This is a genomic window from Spirosoma knui (genome assembly GCF_054780635.1).
Genome location: NZ_BAAGVY010000013.1, coordinates 79276 through 97928, shown reverse-complemented (window position 1 = coordinate 97928; position 18653 = coordinate 79276). Strand labels below are relative to the sequence as shown.

The 18653-nt window shown below is 51.7% G+C and carries 12 protein-coding genes; all 12 read left to right on the top strand.

The window, feature by feature from the left end; all coding sequences use genetic code 11:
• Positions 1-13: 13 nt before the first annotated feature.
• The 12 genes from ACYVIY_RS23360 (at position 14) to ACYVIY_RS23305 (ending at position 18648) form a co-directional block, all read left to right on the top strand.
• Positions 14-1828, top strand: a complete 1815-nt coding sequence (locus ACYVIY_RS23360; protein WP_460978854.1) for a RagB/SusD family nutrient uptake outer membrane protein — start codon at positions 14-16, stop codon at positions 1826-1828.
• Positions 1829-1934: 106 nt separating this feature from the next.
• The gene (locus ACYVIY_RS23355) at positions 1935-4400 is read left to right on the top strand and encodes a glycoside hydrolase family 95 protein (protein ID WP_460978852.1); all 2466 of its coding nucleotides are present in this window, start codon (positions 1935-1937) and stop codon (positions 4398-4400) included.
• 32 nt (positions 4401-4432) lie between these two features.
• Complete coding sequence (locus tag ACYVIY_RS23350) at positions 4433-6106, top strand: glycoside hydrolase family 43 protein (protein ID WP_460978851.1); 1674 nt, start codon at positions 4433-4435, stop codon at positions 6104-6106.
• 74 nt (positions 6107-6180) lie between these two features.
• Positions 6181-8403, top strand: coding sequence for a glycoside hydrolase family 127 protein (locus tag ACYVIY_RS23345; protein ID WP_460978973.1), 2223 nt, complete (start codon positions 6181-6183; stop codon positions 8401-8403).
• 154 nt (positions 8404-8557) lie between these two features.
• Positions 8558-9112, top strand: coding sequence for a VOC family protein (locus ACYVIY_RS23340; protein WP_460978850.1), 555 nt, complete (start codon positions 8558-8560; stop codon positions 9110-9112).
• Between the two features lie 29 nt (positions 9113-9141).
• Positions 9142-10719, top strand: a complete 1578-nt coding sequence (locus tag ACYVIY_RS23335) for a glycoside hydrolase family 43 protein (RefSeq protein ID WP_460978849.1) — start codon at positions 9142-9144, stop codon at positions 10717-10719.
• A gap of 20 nt (positions 10720-10739) precedes the next feature.
• Positions 10740-10967, top strand: coding sequence for a hypothetical protein (locus ACYVIY_RS23330; protein WP_460978848.1), 228 nt, complete (start codon positions 10740-10742; stop codon positions 10965-10967).
• 11 nt (positions 10968-10978) lie between these two features.
• Positions 10979-12916, top strand: coding sequence for a glycoside hydrolase family 97 protein (locus ACYVIY_RS23325; protein WP_460978847.1), 1938 nt, complete (start codon positions 10979-10981; stop codon positions 12914-12916).
• Positions 12917-12967: 51 nt separating this feature from the next.
• The gene (locus tag ACYVIY_RS23320) at positions 12968-13825 is read left to right on the top strand and encodes a sialate O-acetylesterase (protein ID WP_460978846.1); all 858 of its coding nucleotides are present in this window, start codon (positions 12968-12970) and stop codon (positions 13823-13825) included.
• A gap of 130 nt (positions 13826-13955) precedes the next feature.
• The gene (locus ACYVIY_RS23315; protein WP_460978845.1) at positions 13956-14846 is read left to right on the top strand and encodes an alpha/beta hydrolase; all 891 of its coding nucleotides are present in this window, start codon (positions 13956-13958) and stop codon (positions 14844-14846) included.
• A 22-nt stretch (positions 14847-14868) separates the two neighbouring features.
• Positions 14869-16542 carry a GH39 family glycosyl hydrolase gene (locus tag ACYVIY_RS23310; RefSeq protein WP_460978844.1) on the top strand — a complete coding sequence of 558 codons (1674 nt, stop codon included), beginning with the start codon at positions 14869-14871 and terminating at the stop codon, positions 16540-16542.
• A gap of 18 nt (positions 16543-16560) precedes the next feature.
• Positions 16561-18648 (top strand): alpha-L-fucosidase, encoded by a 2088-nt coding sequence (locus ACYVIY_RS23305; RefSeq protein WP_460978843.1) that lies wholly within the window; start codon positions 16561-16563, stop codon positions 18646-18648.
• The last annotated feature ends 5 nt before the right edge of the window (positions 18649-18653 follow it).

The window sequence follows — 18653 nt, the reverse complement described above, 5'->3', positions numbered from 1 at the left end:
CTTAGACACTTCTATGAAAGCTATAAACGTTTGGGCTCTGATTGGCCTTACGGCTTTACTGAACACAGGGTGCGAAAAAATACTGGAAGAGAATCCACAATCGCAAATTGTCCCTTCTTACTTCAATAGTCCTGCCGGGGTACTGGGTGGTATTGCCGGAGTATATAACGACATCCGGGGCCAGTGGGGTACCGAAGGATTTACCGTGGAGATGCAGGCCGGTACCGATGATTTCCTGCAGGGTGCCAGCTCGGGCGGTGGACCCGCTTACACCTACAACGGCCTCAATGGCAGTAACTTTGGCTCGGCCTGGGGCGTGGCCTTTCAGGATATCAATACCCTGAACGGAGTACTCCAGTACGGTCAGACCATTGATTTGCCCGAAGCTACCCGAAAGCAGTATCTGGCTCAGGCTAAGTTTCTGCGCGGGTTCTGGTACTTTTATCTGGTGCAGACCTGGGGCGACGTGCCGCTGAGTACCGCCTTTATCACGGTTCCCTCGCAGGCAGCTGCCCGCCAGCCAGCGGCCCAGGTGTACGAACAGATTATTAAAGACCTGACCGAAGCGGCTGCTGATCTGCCCAACCAGCCGACGGCACCTTTTTTGGGTAAAGCCGCAACGAAGCCCGTCGCGCAGTTGCTGCTGGCCAAAGCGTATCTGACCCGTGGCTGGCTGAATAACACAGCGGCCGACTTTACGCAGGCCGCTACTATCTGCTCGGATATCATTGCGAATAAAGCAACTTATGGGCTGGACTTGTGGGCGGATTATGGCGATGCATTTGCGCCCGCCAACGACTACGGGAAAGAAACCATGTTTGTCAGCGATCATGTACTTGATCCTAAATTTGGCTACTACCAGGTAGGGGCCGGTGCCAGTGGTGGTGCAGCACAGAACCTGACCCCCTGGTTCACGACCTGGAACTACCCTAACAATAGCGGTGTCAACTCGTTTGTCAATTCGGCTGGAACGCTGGTAAACAGTGGTACATCTGGAATGATCCGGGATTCGCAGTACGGACGTCCCTACGTTCGAATGCGGCCTAACACGGACAGATTAAAGACCGGGCCTAATGCAGGTAAGAGTTACTTCCTGGATCAGGCGTTCGTAAAGCGGGACGTCGACTCACGGTTCGCCAATTCGTTTACCACGGTATACATTTCCAATACGTCGATTTCTAACCAGGCTAATGCTGCCAACAACAAACGGGGGATTAGCTACACGACAGTAGTTGGCGCCGACACGGCCGTCTGGTTGCCTGATTATGAAGTGGCAGGGGCTCCGCAGTTCGTAGGAACCAGACCCTTCAAAGGTATCGTGGTGCCCCCCAGCCTGTGGAACAACGGAATTTTCCCGTCGCTGAAGAAGTTTATGGACCCCAGCCGGGGCGCTAACTTCAACGACCCGTCGACCCGTCCTGTGGTACTGTACCGCTTCTCGGACGTTTACCTGACAGGCGCAGAAGCGTACCACAAAGCGGGTAACAACCAGCGGGCGGCCGAATTAATCAACGTAGTACGGCAACGGGCGGCCTTCAGAAAAACCAATACAGCCGCCCAAAATGCAGCCGCCGTCACAGCCATGGCCATTACTCCGGAAGAGGTAACAGTGGATTTTATCCTCGATGAACGCAGCCGCGAGTTCTTTGGTGAATGGCAACGGTGGCATGATTTGGTTCGTACGCGTTCGCTGGTTCGTCGCGTGAAAGCCTGGAACCCAGAAGCTGCTGCTTACATTCAGGATTTTCATTTGCTGAGACCAATTCCGCAAAATCAGATTGACCGCACAGTGGAAGGGCCTAAGTTCCCGCAAAACCCTGGTTATTGAGGACTAGATTTTAATTAATGTATTGATAGACGTAAGAGGGTTAGAAATTGACCCTCTTACGTCTTCTCTTAAATAGCATGCGTTTTTATAATGTGCTAGTACCTCTATGAGACTACTCGTCTGTCTTTTTTTTCTTACCCTGTCAACAACTGGCTTTTGCCAGAGTAAGTCCGGATTAAAGCTCTGGTATAACAAACCCTCCGATGCAGTGTGGGAAAATGCACTACCTATCGGTAACGGTCGGTTAGGGGCTATGGTCTACGGTAACGTAGCGCGTGAAACGATTCAATTAAACGAACATACCGTCTGGAGCGGTGGCCCAAACCGCAACGACAACCCGGATGCGCTGGCGGCTTTACCCGAGATTCGAAAACTAATCTTCGATGGGAAGCAGAAAGAAGCCGAGCAACTGGCCAACAAAGCAATCATTACCAAGAAGGCACACGGACAGATGTTTCAGCCCGTGGGTAATTTGCACCTGACCTTCGAGGGGCACGACCAGTTCAACAACTATTACCGGGAGCTGGACATTGAACGGGCCGTCGCCAGAACAACATACACGGTTGATGGGGTTACCTACACCCGCGAAATGTTTGCATCATTCCCTGATCAGGTACTAGTGATGCACCTTACAGCCAGTCAACCGGGACGGCTTGCCTTCTCGGCTTTCTACTCAACCCAGCACAAAACCGCAGATAAAAAGACAACACCCGCCAAAGACCTCACCCTTTCCGGCACTACGTCGGACCACGAGGGCGTGAAAGGCATAGTGCGCTTCAACGGCATTACCCGCATCAAGACGGAGGGCGGCAGCCTTGCAGTCAATGATACCGCGCTCACCGTGAAAGGCGCTACGGCCGCAACGGTGTATATCTCGATTGCCTCCAACTTCAAAAATTACAAGGACGTTAGCGGAGATGAAACCGCCCGGGCGGCATCATATCTCAACAAAGCCTACCCAAAATCGTACGCAGCCATGCTGCCCCCGCATGTCACTGCGTATCAGAACTATTTTAACCGGGTCCGGCTGGATCTGGGCTCAACACCTACCGAAGCCACGAAGCTACCCACCGACGAGCGGCTGAAAAACTTCCGGACTGCCAACGACCCTAAGTTTGCGACACTCTACTATCAGTACGGGCGCTACCTGCTGATTTCGTCCTCGCAACCAACGGGGCAGCCCGCTAACCTACAGGGAATTTGGAACAACCGGATGCGACCACCCTGGGATAGCAAGTACACCATCAACATTAACGCCCAGATGAACTACTGGCCCGCCGAAAAAACGAATCTGGCGGAGTTGCACGAGCCGTTCCTTCGCATGGTGAAAGAACTGTCGGAAGCGGGTCAGGAAACCGCGCGGGTCATGTACGGGGCCAGAGGCTGGATGGCCCACCATAATACCGACATCTGGCGGACTACCGGCGCCATCGACGGAGCGACCTGGGGCATGTGGATTGCGGGTGGCGGCTGGACGGCCCAACACCTCTGGGAGCACTATCTGTACAACGGGGATACGAAGTATCTGGCGTCGGTTTATCCCATACTAAAAGGGGCAGCCCTGTTCTACGTAGATTATCTGGTCGAACACCCCAAGTACCACTGGCTGGTGGTCAATCCGGGCACCTCGCCCGAAAACGCCCCCGCAGCTCACGGTGGTTCATCGCTGGATGCCGGTACGACGATGGACAATCAAATTGCCTTCGACGTATTCAGCACGACGATTCGGGCCGCCGAGATTCTGAAAACCGATGCCGCTTTTGTCGATACGCTGAAGCAAAAGCGCAGTAGGCTCCCGCCTATGCACGTTGGTCGGCATGGTCAATTGCAGGAGTGGCTGGAGGACATCGACGACCCGAATGACAAGCACCGGCACATCTCACACCTGTACGGCCTGTTTCCGTCCAACCAGATTTCCCCGTACCGCACGCCCGAGCTATACAGTGCGGCTAAAACATCCCTCATTCATAGGGGCGACGTATCGACCGGCTGGAGCATGGGCTGGAAAGTCAACTGGTGGGCGCGTTTGCAGGACGGTAATCATGCCTACACCTTGATTCAAAATCAGCTTACACCCCTGGGCGTCAACAAAGAAGGGGGCGGTACGTATAACAATCTGTTCGACGCGCACCCGCCGTTCCAGATTGACGGCAACTTCGGCTGTACGTCGGGCATGACGGAAATGCTGCTGCAAAGCGCCGATGGGGCCATGCATATCCTGCCTGCATTGCCCGACGTTTGGCCCACCGGCAGCGTTACGGGCCTACGGGCATTGGGCGGTTTCGAGGTGATGGACATGCAGTGGAAAAACGGCAAACTGATGAAGCTAATGGTCAAGTCCAATCTGGGCGGCAACCTGCGTCTGCGCGTACCGAATGCGGTAAAGAATAGCCGTGGTGGTGGGCTGGCGAGCGCATCGGGTCAAAACCCGAACCCATTTTATTACACCGAAGCCACCTCTACCCCCGTTGTGTCGCCCCAGGCTGGTAAGCCAGCGCTGGCCCTAAAAGAAACCGTGCTGTACGATATGCCTACGCAGGCGGGAAAGGTATACACGCTGGTAGCCCAATAATCAACTTGCTGATTTTATCAATCTGAATAACCATGAAGAAGTGCTTGTTCCTTAATGCGTTGGCCGTGTTTTGTTGCCTGATAAGCTACGTCAGTGTAGCGCAAACCACGCTGGTCAACCCCATCCTGACCGGCTTTTACCCCGACCCGAGTATTGTCCGGGTAGGAGCTGATTATTATTCAGTACATTCTACGTTTTCCTATTTCCCGGGTTTGCCGATCATGCACAGCCGTGACCTGAAAAACTGGAAACAAATCGGCAATGTAATCAACCGGCCTTCGCAGATGGATTTCATGGGCGAGCGCATGACGCGCGGGTTATTCGCTCCAGCTATCACTTATTACAAAGGAACATATTACGTAACATGTACGGATATTGACCATGATGGAAATTTTGTTGTAACGTCCAAAAATCCGGCGGGACCATACAGCAATCCGGTGAAGATTCCGCAGGTACGCGGGATTGACCCGTCGATCTATTTTGATGAGGAGACCGATAAAGCCTACATCATTTATAATAGCGAGGCTCCCGACCGCAAACCGCTTTATTCGGGCCACCGCACCATTCGAATGTACGAGTTCGACTACAAGAATTTGAAAGTACTGGGCGAAGAAAAGCAACTGGTGAATGGGGGCGTAGACCTCTCAAAAAAGCCGGTTTGGATTGAAGGACCGCACATTCTGAAGCGTAACGGTTGGTACATCCTGTATGCGGCCGAAGGCGGAACCTCCGTAAACCACTCGCAGGTGGCACTGCGCAGCCGGGATGTTTGGGGACCTTATGTACCATTTGAAGGCAACCCGGTGCTGACACAGCGGGGCCTCCCCGCCGACCGGAAAGATCCCATCACCTCGGCTGGACACGCTCAGTTTATCGAAGGTCCCGACGGGAAGTGGTATTCGATTTTCCTGGCGGTACGTCCCTACGAAGGCGATTATTATAATACAGGCCGTGAAATGTTCATTGCTCCGCTGACGTGGGTAAACGATTGGCCGATGATCGAACACGGCGAAAAAGCCATTGAATACCAATACAAAACCAACATTAAAGAAGTTAAACAGAAAGGTGCTTTACCGCAAAATGGCAACTTCGCGTATACGATGACCTTCGACAAAGGGCTTGATCTGTCGATGCTCTTTTTGAGAACGGTGGATAGCAGTTCGTTTAAAACCTCAAAGGCCAATGGATTGACGCTGACACTTAAGCCGGAAACGATTTCTGAAATGGGAAATCCTTCATTTGTGGGTAAACGTCAGCAACACCTTTACAGTACTGCCGAAACCGAAGTGATGTTTTCGCCAAAAACAGATAATGAAAAAGCGGGGTTGGTGATTTTTCAGGACGAACGCCATTTTTACTTCGTGGCCAAGTCAAAAAATGGAGGTAAAGACGTCGTTCAGTTGTTCAAGAGCAAAGACAAAGCCCTGGAATTAGTTACCGAAGCGCCTATACCTTCATCCGTTGCCAAAGTGAATTTCAAAATACAGTCGGAAGGAGCCTTGTACAGCTTCTACTACTCGACCGATGGAAAAAACTGGAACTTGTTGAAAGACCAGGTTGACGGTAAGTTTTTGAGTACCAAAGCGGCCAACAGCTTCATTGGCTGTGTGTATGGCCTGTATGCTACCTCATCTGGTGAAAAGTCCGAGAATTCAGCTTCATTCAAATACCTGAAATACAAAGGCGACGATCCGATGTATAAGTAATTGATAAGCCCTTGAAAAAGACCGTTTCCTATATCGCTCTCCTGCTTCTGTTCAGCCTGTCGGCAGGGGCGCAGATGCAGCCGTTTGCTTTGCAGGACGTAAAGCTGACGAGTGGCCCGTTTAAGCAGGCGCAGGACGTTGACCTGAAGTATATCCTGGCGTTGAACCCGGATAAACTCTTGGCTCCGTACTGGATTGATGCCGGACTGCCTCCCAAAGCGCCCCGCTACGGCAACTGGGAAAGCGTGGGGCTCGATGGCCACATTGGCGGCCATTACCTCTCGGCGCTGGCTATGATGTATGCGTCAACGGGTGAGCCTGAACTTAAAAAACGGCTCGATTATATGGTTACCGAACTGGCCCGTTGTCAGACCAAAAATGGCAACGGCTACGTCGGTGGTATTCCGCAGGGGAAAGTGTTTTGGGAACGGATTCACAAAGGGGATATTGATGGAAGCAGCTTCGGACTGAACAATACCTGGGTGCCGCTGTATAACATTCACAAGCTGTTCGCGGGGCTTCGGGATGCGTATGAATACGCCGGGAATCAGCAGGCAAAGCAGGTGTTAATTGGCCTGGGCGACTGGTTCGTTACGCTCATTACCCCCCTGTCCGACGAGCAGATTCAGCAGGTGCTACGTACTGAACATGGCGGCATCAACGAAACCTTCGCCGATCTGTATATTCTGACCAACGACAAAAAATATCTTGAAACGGCGCAGCGGCTTTCGCATCGTGCCTTGCTGATACCCTTGCTGGAACATCAGGATAAATTAACTGGACTGCACGCCAACACGCAGATACCGAAGGTGATTGGTTACGAGAAAATTGCCCGGCTCACGGGCAAAACCGACTGGTCAGACGCGGCTACGTATTTCTGGCGAAACGTATCACAGACCCGTAGTGTGGCTTTTGGTGGGAACAGCGTCCGCGAGCATTTCAACCCAACAACCGATTTTGGGCAGTTATTACGCTCGAATCAGGGCCCCGAAACCTGTAATTCGTTCAATATGCTCCGGCTGAGCAAAGCGCTGTTTCTGGATAAGAACGACGTAAGCTACCTTGATTTCTATGAGCGAACGCTGTACAACCACATCCTATCGAGCCAGCATCCCGAAAAAGGCGGATTCGTGTACTTCACGCCTATCCGACCCAACCACTACCGGGTGTATTCGCAGCCCGAAACCAGTATGTGGTGCTGCGTAGGGTCAGGACTGGAAAACCACACCAAATACGGCGAACTGATCTATAGTCATTCGGCTAATGACCTGTTTGTTAATTTGTTCATCCCGTCAACGTTAAGCTGGAAAGAAAAAGGAATCCGGCTTAACCAGCGCACTAGATTCCCGTACGAAAATCAGACGGAACTGGTTATTGAGCAGACTAAACCACAGGCATTTTCAATACAAATTCGATACCCGAAATGGGCTGAAAACCTGGACGTGCTGGTTAATGGGAAGCAGCAGGCTGTAAATGGGAAACCTTCGGACTACGTTGCCATTTCGCGAAAGTGGAAAGCAGGTGACATCATAACGGTTCGTTTCAAACCGGCCACCCGACTGGAACAGTTGCCAGATGGCTCTAATTGGGCGGCCTTTGTGCATGGCCCCATAGTGCTGGCCGCTAAAACGTCAACGGCCGACCTAACCGGCCTGTTCGCCGACGATAGCCGTATGGGCCATGAAACAAAAGGGAAGCTATACCCGCTGACCAGTGCCTATGCGCTCGTGGGCGACCCAACAACATATTTAAACCGGCTAAAACCCGTTTCTGCCCTGCGATTCCAGTTGGATACGTTGACGCTGCAACCTTTCTACGAGGTTCATGATGCCCGCTACCAGATGTATTTCCCGACGTTTACGCAAGCCGCCTTCAACGAGCAGCAGGCTCGCCTGAAACAGCAGGAAGCCGAAACGCTGGCGCTGGAAGCCAAGACGGTTGACAAGGTGAATTGCGGAGAACAGCAACCTGAAGTTGATCACGGATACAAGGGCGAAAAAAGCGAATCAGGTTACGATGATGAGCACTTTTGGCGACGTACACGGGCTTATATTTCCTATCAATTGCAGAACAAGAATGGGTTGGCGGGTAAATACGTTGACATCACTGCTTTGGATGATATAAAGCCCGAAAACGTGAGCTTTTTAATCAATGAAAAGCCTGCTGAAATTCTTTTAATACAAGGAAAAACAATCCGGCTGAAGGCAGACAGCAACGAGGTAATAACGTTGACCATTAGGGCTCTGAACGAAAAAAGCACACCCCGTATCCATCAAATCAGACTAGTAACGCATTAACAACCGTTCGTTCGTCATGTAACAGTTTCTTTTGATATTGCATCTAAATGTGTCAAATTAACACCATTTATTTTCCGGCAGTATTGCGATTGATCTACACCATTATTTCTGAGCCTGAACAAGACGCTTTTCTAAACTCAAACTTTTGAATAACATGAGTTACTTCTCCATACGGTCACTGGGCACGAATCCGCTGGCGAAAAATTTTTTCTTGCTCCTCGTTACCCTTTCGTGCAGCAACATCGCTTCCGCTCAATCTAACTTTAATAATAAAACGATTGGCATAGGTGTCGTAGTGGCCGACCTTGAACGCTCGCTGGACTTTTATGTTAACGGTATTGGCATGGTGAAAACCGGCAGCTTTACTATTAATGAAGAGTTTTCGAAACGCTCTGGCCTGGCAAACGGAGCCTCGGCGGCTGTAACCACTCTTAAACTGGAAAACAGTCCCGAAGCGACCGACTGGAAGCTGATGAGCTTTGGTAAGAAAGCGTCGCACCCGACGCCTAAATTCATTCAGGACGATACGGGTATGCAGTACATCACCATCAACGTAAAAGCCTTAAAGCCAATCGTGGAGCGACTCAGGCAGATGAAGGTGCCGTTCCTGGGCAGTACGCCAACGCCCCTGAATGACAAAGCGCACTTTGTGTTGGTGCAGGACCCCGACGGTACGTTCATCGAACTGATTGGGCCACTCGAACAATAGCGCTTAGCCACGTATAGATTCCTTATTCCATGAAAACCCTGCTTATTCGTTTGGGGGCAATGACCATCTGTCTACTTATGGCTTTGTATTCAGTCAAAGCGCAGACGGCCCGTAACCCAATCATCTTCGCCGACGTGCCGGATATGGCCATAATTCGAGTGAAGGATACGTACTACATGAGCAGCACGACCATGCACATGAGTCCGGGCCTGCCCATTATGAAATCGAAAGACCTGGTCAACTGGCAGTTGGTGGGTTATGCCTACGATACACTAGCGAGCGTGGATGCGCTGAACCTGACCAATGGCAAAAGCACCTACGGCCGTGGCTCGTGGGCCAGTAGCCTGCGTTTTCACAAGGGGACGTACTACGTAACGACCTTCGCCCAGACGACGGGCAAGACGTATATCTATACCACGAAGAATATTGAGAAAGGCCCGTGGAACGTAACGTCGTTCAGTCCTTCCTATCACGACCATAGCCTGTTTTTTGATGATGACGGCCGGACGTACCTGATTTACGGTGCGGGTAAGCTCAAACTTGTCGAACTCACGGCTGATGCATCGGGTGTGAAACCGGGTACCACCGAACAGACGCTGATAGAAAACGCCAGCACCCCGTCCGGTACGGGCGGAGGCTTGCCCGCCGAAGGGTCGCAGCTGTTTAAGGTGAACGGCAAATACTATCTGTTCAATATCAGTTGGCCCAAAGGTGGGATGCGCACGGTAATCATCCACCGGGCCGACAAGCTAAGCGGTCCCTGGGAAGGCCGGGTAGCGCTTCAGGATTTAGGCGTAGCGCAAGGTGGCCTGATTGATACGCCTGATGGCAACTGGTTCGCTTACCTGTTCCGCGATTTCGGTGGAGTCGGCCGTATTCCGTATCTGGTGCCAGTGAAATGGGAAGATGGTTGGCCCGTGCTGGGTGTCAACGGTAAAGTACCAGAAACGCTCGACCTTCCGGCAAGCAAAGGGCTGATTCCAGGCATCGTTACGTCCGATGAGTTCACCCGTAAGAAAGGCGAAGCTGCTTTACCGCTGGTCTGGCAGTGGAACCATAATCCTGACAACAGCCTCTGGTCAGTGACCGAGCGGAAAGGCTTTCTGCGGCTGAAAACTGGACGCATCGACACCTCGTTTGTGATGGCCCGCAACACGCTCACCCAGCGAACTATTGGTCCCCAAAGTACCGGCACTACGTTGCTCGATGCGTCGAACCTGAAAGACGGAGATTTTGCCGGTCTGAGCCTGTTGCAGAAGAATTATGGCCTAGTGGGTGTGAAGGCTGAAAACGGAAGCCGGTCGGTGGTCATGGTCAGCGCGGCCACGGGAAAGCCGGTGGAGGTGCAGCAGATTCCGTTGAGTCAGAAAACAGTCTATCTGAAAGCCGAATGTGACTTTCAGAACCGCAAAGACATTGCCCATTTTTTCTACAGCCTCGACAGTAAATCCTGGCTCCCTATCGGCGAACCGCTGAAAATGCCGTATACAATCCCGCATTTCATGGGCTACCGGTTCGGCCTGTTCAACTACGCTACGCGTCAAACAGGAGGCTATGCCGATTTCGATTACTTCCGCATCGACGACAGAATCTCTAAGCCAAACTGAACCTGAGCATCCAAACCAACATGAACGCTGAATTCCTGAATCTACAAGCGTTACTGCTGTCCGTTGCTGCCCTGATGCTGACGAACGCAGTGCTGAGGCAAAAACTGAAGATGATATCGCAGAAAGTCAATAAAGCGATGAATAACATCGAGGTTGCGCTCCGCTATCGGGAGGTCAGTTTCGACTCGCGCACCTGCTCGTCCCATACTCTGTTCTCGGGCGCGGCTAATGAGCTGACTAAGAAGTAAATCAACGACACATGAAATACCTCATTTTATTATTGCCACTATGGGCCAGCGCTCAAACAACTAATTCGGTGATAAGTAGTCCTGATGGAAAATTGCAGGTAACTGTATCGCTGGAAAATGGGAAGCCGACCTATAGTGTTTCGCTTAATGGAAAATCGTTTTTGAGTAAATCACCGCTGGGCCTGAAGACAAATGTGGGCGATTTTTCCCATGGGCTTGTAGCCAGTAAGACAGCAGGTATTACCAAAATTGACAATTCGTATGAGTTGCCAACTATTAAAAAAAGTAAGGTCCGCTACATAGCCAACGAAGGAGTTGTTTCTTTCTCAAAAGACAACACGTCTGCTATTGATATTACGTTCAGAGTTAGCAATAACGATGTGGCCTACAGGTACAAAGTCTACCCGCAAAAAGCGTCTCGTTCATGTGTCGTTAATGAGGAGGTTTCGGGGTTTGTATTGCCAGCCGGAACAACCACGTTTCTCTCGGCACAAAGTAAAGCGATGGTGGGTTTTGCCCGAACAATGCCCAGCTACGAAATTCCATATACGGTTGACGACACGCTAGGCGAAAATGGCCGAAACAACGGATACACATTTCCTTGTCTATTCAAGGTGAATAACAGTGGATGGGTACTAATTTCTGAAACAGGGGTCGACAGCCGATACTGCGGGAGCCGCTTGATTGGCCATGCTGATGGACTATACACAATTGGTTTTCCGATGCCTGATGAGAACAACGGAAACGGAACGTCGGCGCCGGGTATTCCACTGCCGGGCGAAACACCCTGGCGTACGATAACGGTCGGTGAAACGCTTGCCCCGATTGTTGAAACGACCATACCATTTGATGTCGTTGAACCGCGCTATGACGCTTCTCAAAAATACCAGTATACAAAAGGCTCTTGGAGCTGGATTATCGGCATGGACAGCAGAACGGTGTACGACGAACAAGTTCGATACATCGACTTTAGCGCTGCAATGGGTTACCAAACCGTTTTAGTCGATGCCCTTTGGGACACACAAATCGGCCGTGAGAAGATAGCCGAGTTAGCTAAATACGGAGCAAGCAAAGGCGTTAGCCTGTATTTATGGTACAACTCCAATGGCTATTGGAACGATGCACCACAGGGGCCACGGGGTATTATGGACAATACAATTGCCCGTCGTAAAGAAATGGCCTGGATGAAACGAATCGGCGTGAAAGGAATCAAAGTAGACTTTTTTGGCGGTGATAAGCAGGAAACCATGAAGCTGTACGAAGACATTTTATACGATGCCAACGACTACGGAATCCTCTGCATTTTTCACGGTTCGACGTTGCCGCGGGGTTGGGAACGAATGTACCCTAACTACGCTGCGAGTGAAGCGGTTTTAGCCAGCGAAAACCTGGCCTTTTCGCAGAGAAGTTGCGACAATGAAGCCTTCAACGCTACTCTACACCCCTTTATTCGCAACACCGTGGGTAGCATGGATTTTGGGGGAAGTGCGCTCAACAAATTCTACAATGCGAACAATACGCCAAACAAGGGCTCGAAACGCGTAACGTCTGATGTGTACGCGTTAGCAACAGCGGTATTGTTTCAGAGTGGTGTGCAGCATTTTGCCCTGGCACCGAACAACCTCACCGACGCGCCCGACTGGGCAATCAACTTTATGAAAACAGTGCCTACTACGTGGGACGAAGTACGTTACATTGACGGCTATCCGGGCAGGTATGTAGTATTAGCTCGCCGTCAGGGTACTAAATGGTACGTAGCCGGCATAAATGCCCAAAAAGAGACGCTCAAACTCAGACTGAAATTACCCATGATTGCGGCAGGGTCTGAGTATAAACAATACAGCGACGATGCTCAGTTAACGGGTAAAGTGACCACCGAAAAACTTCAGAAAAGTCAGGAAGTGAATTGGGTAATTCCAACTAATGGAGCCGCGCTTTTAGTAAATTGATAGGCTTTCATTCTGATGGATGAGCGTAAAATTCCTAGACCGAATGAACCCATGAAAATAAAGAGACTAAGTAACCTTCTGTTAATCTGGATATTCCTGTCGAGCCTGAACGCTTCGGGTCAGGATAAAAACTTCTATATCTTCCTGTGCTTTGGCCAGTCGAACATGGAAGGGAACGCCAAAATTGAGCCGCAGGATACGGTCAACGTCAACCCCCGGTTTCAAGTGATGGAGGCCGTTGACTGCCCGGCCCTTAACCGGACAAAAGGAAATTGGTACACCGCCAAACCCCCTTTGTGCCGCTGCCGGACGGGGCTTACCCCCGCCGATTATTTTGGCCGCGAATTGGTGGCCAATCTGCCCGAAAAGGTAAGAATCGGCGTCATTAATGTGGCCGTGGGCGGCTGTAAAATCGAGCTGTTCGATAAAGACCATTACGAATCATATACGGCCAATGTACCGGGCTGGATGAAGAACTTCATCGGCGAATACGGCGGAAATCCATACGGTCGGCTGGTCGAAATGGCGAAACTGGCGCAGAAAGATGGGGTCATCAAGGGTATTCTGTTGCACCAAGGCGAATCGAATACGGGCGATACGCTCTGGACGAAAAAGGTCAAGGTCGTCTACGATAATCTGATGCACGACCTGAATCTGAAACCTAAGAAAGTCCCCTTGCTGGCAGGTGAAACCGTCAATGCCGATCAGGAAGGTAAATGCGCGAGCATGAACCAGATCATTGCTACGCTGCCCCGAACCATCAAAAACGCGCACGTAATCTCATCGGCGGGCTGTACTGACTCGGCTGACAACCTGCACTTCAATGCGGCCGGCTACCGGGAACTGGGCAAACGCTATGCCGCTCAGATGCTATCGTTGCTGGGGTATAAACCGACGACTGTCAACTAGAAAAATGGCAAGTGTTTGTCATGCTTCCTTTGTCAGCATGACAAACACAGATTACACCCAAACCCTTACTATGAGCCCCTTTTATTCAATCACATTGGTCAAAAACGTTCAGCCCAGAGGCAGACTAACAATGGCTATAGCTGCGCTATCTGGCTGGCTATGGCTTGCCCCTTTCAGAACACAGGCCCAGGAAATCATTCCACTCTATTCAGGGACGGTGCCTAATGCAAAAACTGCCGACGTACAGGAGTCAGGGGCGGAAACGGGTGTGCTGAAAAATGTGACCAAACCTACCCTGGAGTTTTTCAAACCCGCTGCCGACAAGGCGACCGGGACGGCCGTTATCATCATTCCCGGTGGTGGCTACGGGGTGGTTGTGTATCGGGGCGAAGGTGTTGGTACTGCCAAAGCACTGGCCGAAAAGGGAATCGCGGCTTTCGTGCTCAAATACCGACTGCCCAGCGATGCCATCATGGCCGACAAGAAGATCGGTCCTTTGCAGGACGCACAACAGGCCCTGAAACTGGTTCGCGAAAACGCTGATAAGTGGGGCGTCGATAAAAACAAAGTGGGTATTATGGGCTTTTCGGCAGGTGGGCACCTGGCGTCAACGGCCGCTACCCATTTTGAGAAAGCCTACATAGACAATAGCAGCAACACCAGCCTGCGGCCCGATTTCCAGGTCCTCATCTATCCGGTAATCAGTATGCAGGACAGTCTGGCCCACGGGGGTTCGCGGGATAACCTGATTGGCAAAAATCCGTCGCGGCCCGACATCGAGCTTTTCTCCAACGAACTACAGGTACGTGCCAACACCCCACCGACGTACCTAACCCACGCGGCCGACGATAAATTGGTCGATGTAGACAACAGCATCGTCTATTTCGAAAAATTGAGAAAGCAGAAAGTGCCCGTCGAAATGCACATCTACCCGAAGGGCGATCACGGGTTCATCTTCCGTCACCCCGGCTGGATGGAGCCGCTGTTTGCCTGGATGAAACAAAATAACTGGCTCAAGTAATAAGCCGCTGTTTTCCTGAACCATGAATCGTCTCCCCTTACTTTGTTTTCTTTTGCTTTGCAGCCGGATGGCTTTCGGACAACCAACGCCCGTGTCGATTCGGGTGGATGCGGCAAAACCCGTTGGCGAGATGAAGCCTTTCTGGGCGTTTTTTGGGTACGACGAACCGAATTATACTACCCGCAAAGACGGCCAGAAGTTACTTACCGAGCTTCAGCAGCTAAGCCCCGTTCCGGTCTACGTTCGGGCGCACAACCTGCTTACCTCCAAAGGCAATAGTCCCGGTCCAGACCTCAAGTGGGGCTTCACGGATGCCTACCGGGAAGATGCGAACGGTAAACCCATCTATACCTGGACGGTGGTCGATAGCATCGTAGATACGTATGTGAAGCGGGGTATGAAGCCACTTATGGAGATTGGGTTTATGCCCAAAGACCTCTCGTCTAAACCCGAACCGTACGAACACACCTGGAGCAAGGGTGGCAACTTATGGACGGGCTGGACCTACCCGCCTAAGGACTACGACAAATGGCGGGAACTGGTGTATCAGTGGGCAAAGCACAGCATCGACCGTTACGGCAAACAAGAGGTGACAAGCTGGCTCTGGGAGGTCTGGAACGAGCCGGATATTGGGTACTGGTCAGGTACGTTCGACGAGTACTGCAAGACGTACGATTATGCCGCCGATGGCCTGAAACGGGCCTGCCCCGAATGCACCATCGGTGGACCGCACACAACCAGTCCACGGAGCGAAAAAGCGTACAGTTACCTCACCCGGTTCATTGAGCATTGCCTGCGGGGTAAGAACTACGCTACCGGAAAAACGGGGACGCCCCTGCAATACATCGGTTTTCACGCCAAAGGCAACCCCGAGTTTGTCGACGGGCATATTCGGATGAATATGGGGGTACAACTGAAAGACATTCAGCGGGCTTTCGAAACGGTTAACTCGTTTCCGGAACTCAAAAACATACCCATCATCATCGGTGAATGTGATCCGGAGGGTTGTGCCGCCTGCGCCGTTACCCGCGACCCGAAATACGGCTATCGAAACAGCACGATGTATTCCAGCTACACAGCTTCGTCGTTTGCCCGCATTTACGAGTTGATGGATCAGTACAAGGTGAACTTACGCGGGGCTGTGAGCTGGTCATTTGAATTTGAAGATCAGCCGTGGTTTGCCGGTTTCCGCGATTTGGCTACGAATGGTGTCGATAAACCTGTGCTGAACGTATTCCGCATGTTCGGCAAGATGGGTGGCCAGCGCGTTGCGGTTCAAACCAACAACGGATTGAATGCCGCCAGCATCATCGCGAACGGTGTGCGGACCGCCTACGACGTCAACGCCATTGCCAGCAAAAACGAAAACTCGATCTGCGTGATGGTGTGGAATTACCACGATGATGATGTGACAGGGCCGGCAACGCCGGTTGAGTTGACCATTAATGGCTTACCTAAAAATAAGGTGCAGGTACGTCACTACCGGGTAGATGACCAGCACAGCAACTCGTTCGAGACGTGGAAGTCGATGGGCAGCCCGCAACAGGTGTCGGCTGATCAGTATAAGACACTGGAAAAAGCGGGGCAGCTACAGGAACTGGCTCCTCCAACTTCGAAAGCCGTCGCCAACGGAAAAACGACGCTCACCTTCGATCTGCCCCGGCAGGGTGTATCGTTTGTACAACTGACCTGGTAACGCGTACCCAACATGATTATGCCTTGCTCCATATATATTCGACTGACGCTTTTTCTGCTAACGGCCCTTACTGGATTTGCCCAGCCAACCCCGCCGAAACCCGTTGGACCGCTGCCCAGCGCTAATCAGCTGCGCTGGCAAAAAATGGAATACTACGCCTTCATCCATTTCTCGATCAACACCTATACCGACATGGCCTGGGGGCTCGGCAACGAAGATCCGAAGCTCTTTAATCCGACGAAGCTTGATTGTCGGCAGTGGGCGCGGATCTGTAAAGAGGCCGGGATGAAAGGCATTATTTTTACGGCTAAACACCACAGCGGTTTCTGCCTCTGGCCATCGAACTATACCGAGTACTCTGTCAAAAATGCGCCTTGGCGTAACGGAGAAGGTGATGTGGTGCGCGAACTGGCTGATGCCTGCAAGGAATACGGCCTGAAGTTCGGGGTGTACCTGTCGCCCTGGGATCGGAACCATGCCGACTACGGAAAACCCGAATACATTACGTATTTCCGCAACCAGTTGACCGAACTGTTAACGAACTATGGTGACATTTTTGAAGTCTGGTACGACGGAGCCAACGGCGGGTCGGGTTATTATGGCGGAGCCAACGAGACGCGCAAAATCGACGCGAAGACGTATTATGACTGGCCCAATACCTACAAACTGGTGCGGAAGCTCCAGCCCAATATCGTGATCTGGAATGACGGGGGCGACCGGGCTGACCTTCGCTGGGTAGGTACCGAGGCTGGATATGTCGGTGAGACCAACTGGAGCTTGTTGAACGCGACCGGCGACGTACCAGAGGAACAACTGCGCCATGGGGTTGAAAATGGCAATGCCTGGGTACCGGGCGAGGTCAATACGTCCATCCGCCCCGAGTGGTTTTACCATGAGCGCGAAGACCGAAAGGTGAAAACGCTGCCCCAACTGATGGATACGTATTACAATTCCATCGGCCGAAATGGGACACTGCTGCTCAATTTCCCAATCATGCCCAACGGTCTGATTCACGGAAAAGACGAACAAGCCGTACAGGCCTTTGCCAAAGCGACAAAAGAAGCGTTTGCCGTTAATCTGGCTAAAAACGCTCGTGCGACAGCCTCCGAAGTTCGCGAAAAAAGCGCAACCTACAGTGCGAGTAAAGCCATTGATGCCGACCCGGAAAGCTACTGGGCTACGGATGATGCCGTTCGCAGTGCATCGCTGACGCTCCAGTTTGCCAAACCCACCGCGTTCAATCGGTTCCTGGTGCAGGAGCCCATTCGCCTGGGGCAACGGGTTAAAGCGTTTACCGTCGAAGCGTTGGTCGATGGCAACTGGAAGGAGTTGGCCAAACAAACGACTATTGGCTATAAGCGTATACTTCGGTTTCCGACCGTCGAAGCCACGCAATTGCGTCTGACTATCCTGGATGCCAAAGGCAGTCCGTTGATCTCGAATCTGGCTGTTTACAATGCCCCCCTGATTCTATCGCCCCCCGTCATCACCCGCAACCAAACGGGTGAATTGCATATTAAACCCGGCGACACTGAGTCGGACGTGTACTACACTCTCGATGGCAGTACGCCGACTGCATCATCCAGCAAGTACACAGCCCCTGTACAAACTGGTACCGGCAAAGTAGACGTCAAAGCCATCGCCTACAACCGATTCACGAAGCAGAGCAGCGTACCTAGTGAAGAAAAATTCGACGTTGCCCGCTCGGCCTGGAAAGTCCTGAATACCGACGCTAAGTCAGCTTATCAGGCGCTGGATGGCAACCCCAGCACCTCCTGGCAGCAACCCAAAAGCCAGGCGATGCCCGCCGACTTAATCATTGATTTGGGTAAAGAAGAAAATATGGTCGGTTTCCGCTACCTGCCCGCTCAGAACTGGTGGGAAGAAGCCAGCATTATTACCCACTATCAGTTTGAGGTATCCGCCGATAACGCGGCCTGGAAACGCGTGAGCGAAGGCGAGTTCTCGAACATCAAAAACAGTCCGGTTTGGCAAACCAAATCGTTTGAACCTACCAAGGCTCGATACATCAAACTCCGCGCCCTGAAAAACATACAGGATGGGTCAGCGTCAGGCTATGCAGAGATCGATGTTATTACCCAGTGATTCTA